A 12354-nucleotide genomic window follows, 5' to 3' on the forward strand; every position below is an offset into this window, starting at 1 on the left:
TTTGCCATTACCTATTAACTTAATGGGCTAACTTAATTAAACTAGCGTTTTTATGAATATAGGTATAGGTTGTTGATAATGGCTAAAAATTATCAACTAGTAATCAGTTAAAAGTAACCCACTACATTTAATAGGTCAGATCAGACCAGACCATTAACATAAGAGGATGATGAAATGAGTGATAATGATCTTGATGATTTCGATGATGAAAACTTTGAAGATGATGATGACGCAAAAAAAGTGGACGAAGCAGAAGCAGAAGCGGCACGCTTAACCAGTTTAGAAAAACGTCGTCTAATCGATAACATGTTAGAAGAAAAACGCTTGGCTCGTGAGCTAAGAGATGGTTTTGATGATGATTTTGACGATTTCGATGACGAAGACTTTGATGATGAAGACTTCGATGACGAAGCTGAAGATGAATAATATAGGCGGTTAGCCCCATGCTGACCGCTGCCCTTTTTTTACCTACTAAGTTTTTTCTAAATAATTTAGTGGGAGAATAAACACATCTACTGTTCATTCACACCACCACATTCTATTTGCCACGCCCTGCTGTTACTAGCGCCAACTGTTATTAGCGCCAAAAATTAGCGCCAAAAAAATATCCCGCAATTTTTCCAAATTAAAAATAAATGAGAATACTATGACTTTAGAAGAGTTACAAAACTTCCTGGATTCTGACGCCAATGCCCATGGGCTAGACAGTGTGGCCACTCACGGATTTTTCACCGCAACCATAGTCGGCAAGCCTTTACCGAATTGGTTATCCCTATTGTTTGAGGGGCAAGACTCTAAGGTCAGTGCTGAGGTAAAAGCGGCTATTAAAGAATGGCGTGCGGAGTTATTAGAAGATTTACAAAGCGAAGAAGGCATTGCCTTGCCGCTAAAGATTGATGAAGACTCAGGGGAAATGGATTTTTCTCCAGAATCTGAGTTAACCGCTTGGTCGATTGGTTTCGTTGACGCCATGTACGGCGATGAAAACGTAGACTGGTTTAGCGATGAAGAAAGCTCTGAAGATGTGGCCATGCTAACCTTACCGATGATGGTATTTAGCGGCATTGATACCGTCGACGGTGAGGAAGATGAAGATTTAGCGGCCATTCGCCGTGACGATGATGCTTTGGCACAGATGGCCAATAGCATTGAAGGCAACCTAAGCGAGCTGTTTTTATTATTTAATACTGAAGAGTAAAAAATGAGCATACAACTGTCTAATCTTGAACACCTGCCAGGCTATATCATAACCGAACGATTGGATGTGGTATATGGCAGTACCGTACGCTCAAAGCATGTCGGGAAAGATATCTTCGCCAGCCTAAAAAATATTGTCGGTGGTGAATTGACTGCTTATACCGAATTGCTGGAAGAGTCGCGTCAAGAGGCGATAGATCGTATGTTAGTAAAGGCGGAAGCGTTGGGCGCTGATGCTGTTGTGGGTATCCGATTTTCTACTTCGAGTATTGCACAAGGGGCTTCTGAGCTATTTGTCTATGGCACCGCGGTTAGAGCTATTCCTGATAGGGGTACTGCCTTCAATAATCGCACAGCGCCTACGGCCAATCCTTATAGCGAGCCTTTTACTGCTGCCCCTCAAGCGACGCAGGTTCCCCCCTTGCCACCGGAAGGCACGAAAAACCAATGACTTTGAGCCAGAGACAAGGTTTAATCGACATCACTTACTATAAGGGCTTAAGGTAATGGATGTGGTGTTAGATTTTCTGTTTAATAATATTATTTTTATTGGCTTGTTTTTTGTGGGCTGGATATTTGGCCGCCTTAATGAGGGGGATCACATTAAATATCTTGATGTGGCCGAAAAAGAATTGGGCCATATTGTTGTTTCAAGTGAGCGCTTTTATCAGCCCAAAATCAGCGATGACACCCAAGGCGTACTGGTAATGGGCAGCGTGGTTATAGCCCAAGACTTCTTTAAAATGATTATTGCCCGTTTGTTAAGTGTGTTTGGCAAAAACCTCACCACCTATGAGACCTTATTAGAGCGGGCCCGTCGTGAAGCTGTGCTGCGTATGAAATTAGAAGCTCAGTTTTTGGGCTATAATCAAGTTTACGGCTTGCGACTAGAAGTGACCAGTATAAATCTTACCGGCAGTATGGTCGAAGCCATCGCTTATGGCACTGCCGTATATAGCGTGGACAACCCTCGAGTTCCGCCACCTCTACCTATGTAGCCTTCTTGCGCTTACAGATTTGGTTTTACCATCTAACAAAATTGCGCCATCTGCGTTAAAATCAGGGTATCCCATTCATTTATATTTTGTGTTTTATTTTCAACCTCCATCATTAACCATAAGACGTTTCTATTATGAGCAATCAAAATTTGACGGCATCTATCCAATCAGCATTAAAACAATTAGAAAATGCGTATAACCCAGGCGAAGTCGAAAAGGGCATGTACCAAGACTGGGAAGAAAAAGGCTACTTTAAGCCGACATACGACAGTGATGAGTCATTTTCTATTGCCTTGCCACCGCCGAACGTGACTGGTAGCCTGCACATGGGTCATGGTTTTAACAACGCCATTATGGATTCGTTAACCCGTTACCATCGTATGCTGGGTGAGAACACTTTGTGGCAGCCAGGCACTGACCACGCCGGTATCGCTACTCAGATGGTGGTTGAGCGTCGTCTAAATGCCGAGGGCATCAAGCGTACCGACCTTAGCCGTGAAGATTTTATCGATAAAGTTTGGGAGTGGAAAGAAGAGTCAGGCGGTAATATTACTCGTCAGATTCGTCGTCTAGGCTCATCGGTTGACTGGTCACGTGAGCGTTTCACCATGGATGAAGGTTTATCCAAAGCGGTAAAAGAAGTGTTTGTGCGTTTGCATGAAGACGGGCTTATTTATCGCGGTAAGCGTCTGGTGAACTGGGACCCTAAGTTCCAAACCGCCTTGTCTGATCTAGAAGTTGAAAACCATGACGAGAAAGGCTCGCTGTGGCATTTCCGTTATTACTTCACCGATAAATCCGTTAAGACTCAAGACGGTAAAGACTATGTGGTGGTAGCAACCACCCGTCCTGAAACCTTGTTGGGCGATACCGCGGTTGCGGTAAACCCGAAAGATGAGCGTTATGCCCACCTAGTGGGTAAAACTATTACCTTACCCCTCACTGGTCGTGAAGTGCCGATTGTGGCTGACGATTATGTTGATGTTGAATTTGGTACCGGTGTGGTTAAAATCACTCCTGCTCACGATTTCAATGACTATGAGCTGGGCCGCCGTCACAACACTCCACTTATTAATATTTTCGATAAATATGCGCATATCTTGCCAGAGATGGAGATTTATCCCAATCTGCAAACCCGCAATCCTGAGCTTGAAACTACCCCAGAAGCCTATGCAGGTTTAGATCGTTTTGATGCCCGTAAAAAGTTAGTTGAACAAGCTAAAGATGAGGGCTGGCTAGATCAGATTGAAGACTATGCGTTAAAAGCACCTCGTGGTGACCGTAGTGGCGTTATCGTTGAGCCTTGGTTGACAGACCAGTGGTATGTTGCGGTTGAACAGCTTGCTAAGCCCTCTATCGAAGCGGTAGAAGATGGCCGTATTGAGTTCGTGCCGGCCCAGTACAAAAACATGTATATGGCATGGATGACCGACCTACAAGACTGGTGTATTAGTCGTCAGCTATGGTGGGGTCATCGCATTCCCGCTTGGTATGACAATGACGACAATATCTATGTTGCCCGTGATGAAGCCGAAGTTCGTAGCAAATACAATCTAGATGACAGCGTTGAGCTGCGTCAGGATGAAGACGTGCTAGACACTTGGTTCAGTTCAGGGTTATGGACCTTTAGTACCCTAGGCTGGGGCGATAGCTCTGATGATAAGCGCGTGCTTGAGACTTTCCACCCAACCAGCGTTTTAGTCACTGGCTTTGATATTATCTTCTTCTGGGTCGCTCGCATGATTATGCTGACCATGCACTTTATGAAGAATGAGGATGGTACGCCACAAGTTCCGTTTAAAACCGTATATGTGCATGGGTTGGTGCGTGACAGCCACGGTCAAAAAATGTCGAAGTCTAAAGGTAACGTACTAGATCCTATCGACTTAATCGATGGTATCGACTTAGAAACCTTGGTCGAAAAACGTACCAGCAATATGATGAACCCGAAAGATGCGGCTAAGATTGAGAAGCAAACCCGTAAAGAGTTCCCAGAAGGGATTCCTGCGTATGGTACGGATGCACTACGTTTCACCTTTACTTCTTTAGCCAGCACCGGTCGTGACATTAACTTTGATCTAAAACGTGTAGAAGGCTATCGTAACTTCTGTAATAAAATCTGGAACGCTAGCCGTTTCGTATTGATGAACTGTGTCGACAAAGAAGGTAACGCTCTACCTATCGATACAGCAGCCAATGCGGACGTATGGGAATTGCCAGAAAAATGGATTATGAGTCGCCTAAACTCGACGGTTGCCAATATTCATCAGCATTATGAGCAGTATCGCTTGGATATGGTCAGCCACGATATCTATGAGTTTATCTGGAATGAATATTGCGACTGGTATGTGGAGCTTGCCAAAGCGAGCTTGAACGACAGCGCAGTATCAGAGCAGCGTAAAGCGCAAATCCGCTATGTTCTGCTACATGTGTTAGAGACGGCGCTACGTTTTGCGCACCCAATGATGCCGTATCTGACCGAAGAGATTTGGCAGACTATTGCACCGCTATTAGATCGCAAAAATAGCGACAGCATCATGGTGGCGAAGTTCCCAGAAGTGGACGAGTCTCAAGTAAATGCTCAAGTTGAAGATGACATGACATGGCTACAAGAGCTCATCGCTGGCGTGCGTAACATTCGTGGTGAGATGAAGCTGGGTAATGCGGTACGTCTGCCTGTGCTACTTGAGAACATCACTGAGGAGCAACTAGAACGTCTAAACCGTATCGAAAACCAGTTTAAAGCGCTAGCCAAAGTAGAAAGCTTAACCATCTTAAAACAACGTGACGACGTGCCATTATCGTCATCAAGTATGGTCGGTAAACTGCGTGTATTGGTTCCAATGAAAGGTCTGATTGACCCAACGGCTGAACTTAATCGTCTGGCCAAATCACAAGAGAAGTTACAGAAGCAGGCTGAGGGTATCGCCCGTAAGCTTGGCAATGAAGGCTTCGTCAGCAAAGCCCCTGCAGAAGTCGTTGAGGCGGAGAAGGCTAAGTTAGAAGAGCTAGAAGGTCAGCTTAAAGTGATGAGCGAGCAGATGGAGCAGTTAAAAGCACTTTAATTCTTTATAATTTAGCGTGATAGAGAAAACCACCCAATATTGGGTGGTTTTTTTATGGGTCTTAATCAAGTTCTCAATTTTTTTTCTACTTACGCTAAAGTTTACAGAAATACTGTCTCTTATAACCGATAATATTTGCAAACGATGTAAATAGCGTTAATATGAAATGACTCACTTAACCCATAAAATCAAGGAACGATTATGAGCTATCGTATGAAGATTACCGCTGCTGCCATGATCAGTAGTGCCTTATTATTGTCAGGCTGTGCCAGTACCGGTATGGCGCCCAATTCTCCTAGTAGCAGTTACCAATTGCCTCAAGGTATATATGACGGCTATTGGGCCATGACCTCAGGGATGAATGGGGAAGCGGCTGTGGTTAGCTTTAAAAATGGAATGAGCTATAACTATCGTTTTCAGTGTTATATCGATGGCAGCTATAAGCAAGTAAGTGTGGAGCAGTACCAGCTTATACCTATGCAAAACTCCATAGGACTACAGCACGGAAACGAGCCAGTATTTTCATACATCAAAGTAGATAAATTAGTACCAAAACAAGCGCTTATGTTAAATCAAACCTTTAGTAAGCCTGAGTTGCAACGTGCCTTTCCTAATGGACAAAACTTCTCTTATGTTTATAAGACCAACTTAGAACCTAATTGCTCACTATAGATTATAGTTAACTTATACTTCCACTTAAAACTTCATACAGTAGCCTTAATCATTAAACAAACTGATGAAGACTCCGTGAGACAAAAGCCACCAATTTGGTGGCTTTTCTAGTTTTATAGGATTAGAATTGCCCCTTTTTTCAGTTTTTGATTGCCTGTCGCCTATTTGATTAATGGGCGACACCACAAAAGAGGTGCCTGTGTTTAATAAAAGAAACCTAGTCATGATGTTCTGCCAAATGGCTTTCGGTTTGTCTTTTTATGGGGTCATGATTGTCTTGACGCCCTTTTTCCTTGAAGAGTTGCAATATAGCGAAGCCGACACATTAATGGTCATAGGGGCCTTTGGAGCAGTAGGGACGTTGTTTTCTATCGCTGGCGGGGTGATTGGCGACCGTCTATTGGGAGCGTATCGCTCTTTGGTCGTGGGCTATGTTGCGTTTACTCTAGGCTATGTGCTGCTGTTAATCAGTGCTGTCAGCATTAATGTGGCCATGAGTCTGATGGGTATTGCTTTGGCCAGCTATGGTCGCGGTCTGATGTCACCGAACTATCCTACTTTATTCCAGACCACTTTTTCTTCACAAGAAGATTTTGAAAAAGTGTATCCGATTAATTACTCGGTGAATAACTTCGGAGCATTTGTGGGTCAATATGTTTTCCCATTTTTGACCTTGATAATCGCTTATAAAGGGAACTTTATGCTAGCGGCAATCATGGCGGGGCTTAGTGTGTTATCGCTAATTGTGCTGCGTAAGCCTTTGATTTCTAATGCGGATGACATTGATAAAGCCCCAGTACCGTTAAACAACTGGATAAAGTTTGCTCTATTAAGTATGGCGATGTTGGCCGTTGTGTTTTATATGTTTAGTGACATGGATAAAGGACAATACATTGTCTACGCAATCAGCGCAGCGGCCATCGGTTATTTTATAAAGCTCATGTTAGCCTCGACAGCGCGTTCTACTGCGTTGCGTATGGGTACTATTCTAATCATGATTCTTTTGACCGTTGCTTTCTTTGTTTATTATGGTCAAATGATGACATCGATGACCCTAGTGGCCATTAATACCATGCGAGGCGATTTGTTTGGGATAATTCCAATTCAACCTGAAGGGGCAATGGTGATGAACCCGTTATGGTGTGCCGTTGCCGGTCCGGTAATCGCCTTTATTACCAATCGCTTGGAAAAACGAAATATATTTATCAGCACCGCCACCAAAGTAGGCTTTTCTTTTATTCTGACCACCATTGCCTTTGCCATCATGACTGCCGCCTTATTGAATATTGGGGAAGATGTGGTGTTACGACCCGAAGTTTTCTTATTGGTGCATTTCTTCCAAGCTTTCGCTGAGGTTATCGTGGGCAGCCTGGTAGTGGCTTATATTCTTTCGGTAGCGCCCAAAGTCATCTCTAGCTTTTCGGTGAGCTTGTTTATGGTGGCCATGGCGTTTAGTGGCATTGTTGGCGCCGTACTCTCGACACATATTGCTTTAGACAAAGGCGCTAAATTGACTCAGGCCATCGCGGTAGAAAGCTATGGTAGCTTCTTTATGGCATTGACGGTCTTTGCTTTACTACTGACCGTGGTGGCATTTGTGTCCTCTAGGGTAATTAGAAAAATGCTGAATGCTGCGGATGAATGGGACAAGCAGCACCCACAAGCAGACACTGATCCCACCGCTTAATCTGAGTGGTACTAGCAATAATCTGTAACCTATGGCTCATTTAACTGCGAGACGATAGTTGTCAAAATAATAAGCTGTAATGCAGAATAGGGGCTGACATAGGGTAATAACTAGCGCCCCCTAAACACTATAATAGCCAAACTTTTATGAAAAAAGGATTGCCGATGTCAAGGTCAAGAAAATTAAAATTAAATAAGTTAAAAATTGGCTTAATGTTAATCATGACCAGCTCTTTGTTTCTAAGTGCTTGCACCGTGACAGGGCTGGTTGGCACCACGACTAGTCTTTAATCGTCACTAGCTGGTTTTATTTTCGGCCAAGTTTTTAAGGCACTACCAACTTCGCTTGGTCTATAAAATAGGTTAAGCGCTAACATTATGGAACCGTACTTACTGAAAAGTTGGTACGGTTTTTTGCCATCTCCCCTTTACTCATATACAATTGCTCGATTTTCAACCTCACATAACAGGGTTAATACCTTATGGGCAAAGACCATTCTGCAACACAAACAAAATCGACCAATCCTTTGTTTTATGGGTTTATGCTGCTGTCCTTCTTCTTTGGCGCAGGTAACCTCATTTTCCCGCCGATGCTGGGTATGAACTCAGGCTCCAACTTTACGCCTGCGGTTTTAGGCTTTATCACCACTGCTATTGCCTTGCCCATGCTCACCTTAATCGCCATTGCCAAATCAGGGGGCGGAATTTTAAGTCTGGGTCGCCGAGTGCACCCCATTTTCGCTTATATTTTTGCCATATTAATCTATCTGTCAATTGGGGCCATGTATGGTATCCCTAGAGCGGCAAACGTCGGCTATGAAATGGGGTTTCGCCATTTTATTAATCTACCTGAGGGCATTAGCTTAACGTTGTACGTGGTGGTTTTTTTTAGTATTTGTTATTTTTTAGCATCAAGGTCAGGCCGATTGGTCGATGTGATAGGTAAGTTTCTAACGCCTATTTTATTGATTACCATTGCTCTACTTTGTGGTTTGGCGTTTATAAACCTGACGCCTAGTAATCACATGGCTGCCGAGCAGTTTAGGGACAATCCTTTATCTGCCGGTATTATTGAAGGTTATTTTACTTTAGATGCTTTGGCAGGCTTAGCTTTTGGTACGGTCTTAGCCAATGCCATTATTAGTGAAAGCGGCGGAAGCCATAATAAGGCCGCCAATGATGCGCACGTAGTGAAGGTGATGATTCAGTCTTCCTTGATTGCAGGTCTATTTTTGGGGGCAATCTACTTTGGGCTGGCATGGATTGGTATTGGCATGTATCGTCCTGAAGGCTATGAGAATGGAGCAGTCTTACTGTCCATGGCGGCCACTCAGTTGATGGGAAGTGCAGGTAATTTGGCTTTTGGAATGATTGTTATCTTGGCCTGTTTGACCACTTGTATTGGCCTTATTAATGCTTGCTCAAGCTTTGCCAATCAGATATTTCCTAAAATTAGCTATGCCCGTTATGTGTTAATCTTTACCGTAATGGGCGCTATTTTTTCTAACTTAGGCTTAGAGAAAATCTTAGCGACAGCCGTACCCATTATGGTCTTTTTATACCCTATCAGTATTGCTCTGGTGCTCTTATCGCTTATGCACCCCCTGATTGCTAATCGTCCAATGACCTATATATTGGGAGTGGGGACTGCTACCCTGCTTGCGTTCAATGACATGTTGGCCAATATTGTGTCAGGTACGTTGCCTTGGCAGAGCTTGATAGACAAACTGCCGCTAGCAGAGCTAGGATTGGGCTGGATAGTGCCTACTTTAATGATGGCATTGATTGGCTTTTTGATTAAACGTACCGATGAGGTACAGGTATAAAAAATCATTTTTACACTGGTGTTAGCTAAGTGACAAAATATCACATAGCTCAACTTGTTCTCTGAGCTTATGAGCGAGGATAATAAACCCCTATAAACGAAGAAATGCCACTAAAAAACACACAACTAAGAGGTTAGGATGCAGATACTTAATTTGGACACGGTAAAGCAGCAATTGACTATGCCGATGGCGATTGAGGCCATCGAAGCGCTATTAAAGCTGCAGAATAAAAATCCAAATTGGGTTAAGTCGCCCGAGCGATTGGTCATCCCCACATTCGCTGACACAGAACAGCATCAGTCAGGCTCTCATCTTTCTATGCCTTGTGTGGTGTTTGATGGCGAGAATGAGTTTGCTGTGGTTAAACTGGTAACCATTTGCCCTGATAATCCTAAACGTAAGTTACCGACAACGGTCGCCACCATTACTGTTTCTGATACGGCGACGGGTGAGACCCTAGCCTTTATGGATGGTATCTATGTGACGCAAGTACGTACTGCTGCTTTATCAGGAGTCGCCACAAAATATATGGCCAACTCAGATAGCAGCACGGTCGCCGTGGTAGGAACAGGGGGCATGGCCTATGAGCAGCTCAATGCGGTGTTAACCGTGTGCCCGAATATCACTGAGGTCATGCTTTGGAACCGAACTACAGACAAAGCGCGGGACTTTAAAGCAGCGTTTGAGCGAGATTACTCACAGTGGGAGGTAAAACTAACGGTCTGTGACACGATAGAAGAAGCGGTAAAAAACGCCGATATCATTAACTTAGCCACTCGCGCGACCGAAGGTTTGTTTGAAGTCGATCAGGTTAAGCCAAATGTCCATATTAATGCTGTGGGGGCTTATCAGCCTAATATGAAGGAAGTCAGTGACTCAATTATTGAAGCAAGTGCTTACGTGGTTATTGATGATTTAGAAGGCGGTAAGCACGAAGCGGGCGACTTGATTCAGGCACATGACAATTCAAATTGTGACTGGCAGTGGGATCAGCTCAGCGGGCAACTTTTGGATTTAGTATCGGGCAGTTTGAAAGTAGATACTGATAATAAAGACAAAGGGATTACTTTGTTTAAATCAGTGGGTGCCGCCAGTTTCGATGCCGCAGTGGCGCTAAAGATTGCTCAAGCTGTTAAACGAGATCAGATTGGTCAAACCGCGGCACTATAAGCTAGCCGAATAAAAAGGCGTGATAATAAACTAAGAAGATAAGCTACCTCTTTTTATGACAGAAATATGACAGACAATAGTCACTATCGACATACTGGCAGTATTAATCAATCCAAATACGCTTCAATGCGTTGGTTGTACCTTGTCTTAGGGGGCTTGTTTTTTGGACTGGGTTTGGTAGGAGTGCTGTTGCCAGTGATGCCTACTGCCCCATTTGTGCTATTAGCAGCCGCCTGCTGGGCTCGAGGCTCAGAACGTTTTTATCTATGGCTGATTAATCATAAATATATGGGTCAATACATTCGTGACTGGGAGGAGCGCAGAGCAGTCCCTAGACGCGCTAAATGGCTTGCCTGTATTATGATGACGCTATCAGGCACTCTGTTATTTTTCACAGTGCCTGATGCACAGCTATGGGTAGCTTGGACGGTAGCTTTAGTCTGCTTTTGTGTGGGCATCTACCTATGGCGATTACCCGACGCTTAATGGCGAGGGTCTTTGCATTTACCCAGATTGCTTTAGTAACTAGCTATTAAACTGGCTTTTCTAGCTTAACCACCAGAACATCACAAGAAACGTTAGGCAAAATAGCATCCACAGTAGCCCCATTAATCCAAGCAGAGATACCATGACGTTCATGACGACCAATAATCACCAGGTCCACGTCATTTTTATCGCAGTAGTTGATAATGCCTTCACTGTTTGAAATCGCGGTAGTGACTTCAGGGCTATTGCAATCTAGGTCGTTACGGTCAAGGAACTCGATCAAATCCTTTCTAGCACTTTTGCAGCGCTCATCATCTATTTCATCATATAGACTGGCTGCAGGCACCATTTCGTAACCAAACCCCACCACCGTATCTTTAATGATATGCAGCACAGACAGCTGAGCGCCTTGTTGGCGGGAATGGATGTACTTTGCTTTTTGGGCAACGACATCGGCATCAGAGCGTAGGTCAGTAACTAGTAAAATATGTTTATAGCTCATGGCAGCACCTATTTAATAAATAAGATTAAAAGAGCATAGAGAAGGGGAGTAGTCCTTACTCTCTACATAATACTATCATAAGCTTATTTAATTATAGATGCAGTATGATTTTAGTCAGTCTTATGACTATAGCGAGCATATTTTGAGCAAAATCGATGATATTTTAACCAAACTAAAAATATTTTAAGTTTTTTTAAAATAAAGCTTGCTTAAGGTTAGAAAGGCTCTTATACTACATTCCTGCTTAAGAGAAACCCGCAGCAAATCATTACCTCGTAGTATTAGCATTAATCCTCCGTTTTAAGATTTCCCGTAGTTGCTCAAGCGTTACCCGACCAAATTGGTCATTATGTTTTAAAATTAGGAAGATGAATATGTCAGATACTATCAAAGGTACAGTAAAGTGGTTTAACGAAGCTAAAGGTTTTGGCTTTATTGCTCCAGAAACAGGTCCAGACGTTTTTGCTCATTACAGCGAAATCGCAAGCTCAGGTTTTAAAACCTTAGCTGAAGGCCAAGAAGTTGAGTTCACAGTAACTCAAGGTGCTAAAGGCCCACAAGCCCACGGTATCACAGCTATCTAATTAGCTACGATGATTTAAAGTGATGACAATTTAAAAACATTGCTTTAAATGAATCAAAAAAACGAGCCCTTGGCTCGTTTTTTTTCGTCTGTGCTTTTTAAACGGTATTTATATCGACATTCAACAGCATTAAGCCAAAATTTATCAATATAGTCATAGCCCTTAAAA

General features: G+C 43.3%; 12 protein-coding genes. 11 read left to right on the forward strand and 1 reads right to left on the reverse strand.

Annotated features, from left to right (window positions below):
- Nucleotides 1-174: 174 nt before the first annotated feature.
- The 10 genes from B3S92_RS00265 to B3S92_RS00310 all read left to right on the forward strand — a co-directional run bounded on the left by B3S92_RS00265 (nucleotide 175) and on the right by B3S92_RS00310 (nucleotide 11100).
- Nucleotides 175-426, forward strand: coding sequence for a PA3496 family putative envelope integrity protein (locus B3S92_RS00265; RefSeq protein ID WP_296201741.1), 252 nt, complete (start codon nucleotides 175-177; stop codon nucleotides 424-426).
- A gap of 220 nt (nucleotides 427-646) precedes the next feature.
- Nucleotides 647-1198, forward strand: a complete 552-nt coding sequence (locus tag B3S92_RS00270; RefSeq protein WP_296201743.1) for a YecA family protein — start codon at nucleotides 647-649, stop codon at nucleotides 1196-1198.
- Nucleotides 1199-1201: 3 nt separating this feature from the next.
- Nucleotides 1202-1648, forward strand: a complete 447-nt coding sequence (locus tag B3S92_RS00275; RefSeq protein ID WP_296201745.1) for a YbjQ family protein — start codon at nucleotides 1202-1204, stop codon at nucleotides 1646-1648.
- Between the two features lie 55 nt (nucleotides 1649-1703).
- Nucleotides 1704-2195 carry a YbjQ family protein gene (locus B3S92_RS00280; RefSeq protein ID WP_296201747.1) on the forward strand — a complete coding sequence of 164 codons (492 nt, stop codon included), beginning with the start codon at nucleotides 1704-1706 and terminating at the stop codon, nucleotides 2193-2195.
- Between the two features lie 134 nt (nucleotides 2196-2329).
- The gene (locus B3S92_RS00285; RefSeq protein ID WP_296201748.1) at nucleotides 2330-5260 is read left to right on the forward strand and encodes a valine--tRNA ligase; all 2931 of its coding nucleotides are present in this window, start codon (nucleotides 2330-2332) and stop codon (nucleotides 5258-5260) included.
- Nucleotides 5261-5461: 201 nt separating this feature from the next.
- Nucleotides 5462-5932 (forward strand): hypothetical protein, encoded by a 471-nt coding sequence (locus B3S92_RS00290; RefSeq protein ID WP_296201749.1) that lies wholly within the window; start codon nucleotides 5462-5464, stop codon nucleotides 5930-5932.
- Nucleotides 5933-6131: 199 nt separating this feature from the next.
- Nucleotides 6132-7619: a peptide MFS transporter gene (locus B3S92_RS00295; RefSeq protein WP_296201751.1), complete on the forward strand. Its 1488-nt coding sequence runs from the start codon at nucleotides 6132-6134 to the stop codon at nucleotides 7617-7619.
- A 481-nt stretch (nucleotides 7620-8100) separates the two neighbouring features.
- Complete coding sequence (gene brnQ, locus B3S92_RS00300; RefSeq protein ID WP_296201752.1) at nucleotides 8101-9444, forward strand: branched-chain amino acid transport system II carrier protein; 1344 nt, start codon at nucleotides 8101-8103, stop codon at nucleotides 9442-9444.
- Nucleotides 9445-9582: 138 nt separating this feature from the next.
- Nucleotides 9583-10614, forward strand: coding sequence for an ornithine cyclodeaminase family protein (locus B3S92_RS00305; protein ID WP_296201753.1), 1032 nt, complete (start codon nucleotides 9583-9585; stop codon nucleotides 10612-10614).
- Between the two features lie 66 nt (nucleotides 10615-10680).
- Entirely contained in the window at nucleotides 10681-11100 is a 420-nt protein-coding gene (locus B3S92_RS00310; protein WP_296201754.1) for a YbaN family protein, read from the forward strand.
- A 46-nt stretch (nucleotides 11101-11146) separates the two neighbouring features.
- Here B3S92_RS00310 and B3S92_RS00315 read toward each other — a convergent pair whose 3' ends face one another.
- On the reverse strand, nucleotides 11147-11602 hold the full coding sequence (locus B3S92_RS00315) for a universal stress protein (RefSeq protein WP_077451395.1): 456 nt from the start codon (nucleotides 11600-11602) through the stop codon (nucleotides 11147-11149).
- 374 nt (nucleotides 11603-11976) lie between these two features.
- Between B3S92_RS00315 and B3S92_RS00320 the strand changes: the two genes are divergently transcribed.
- On the forward strand, nucleotides 11977-12186 hold the full coding sequence (locus tag B3S92_RS00320) for a cold-shock protein (RefSeq protein WP_011959622.1): 210 nt from the start codon (nucleotides 11977-11979) through the stop codon (nucleotides 12184-12186).
- Nucleotides 12187-12354 lie beyond the last annotated feature (168 nt).

Source organism: Psychrobacter sp. UBA3962, from assembly GCF_002385225.1.
GTDB lineage: Bacteria > Pseudomonadota > Gammaproteobacteria > Pseudomonadales > Moraxellaceae > Psychrobacter.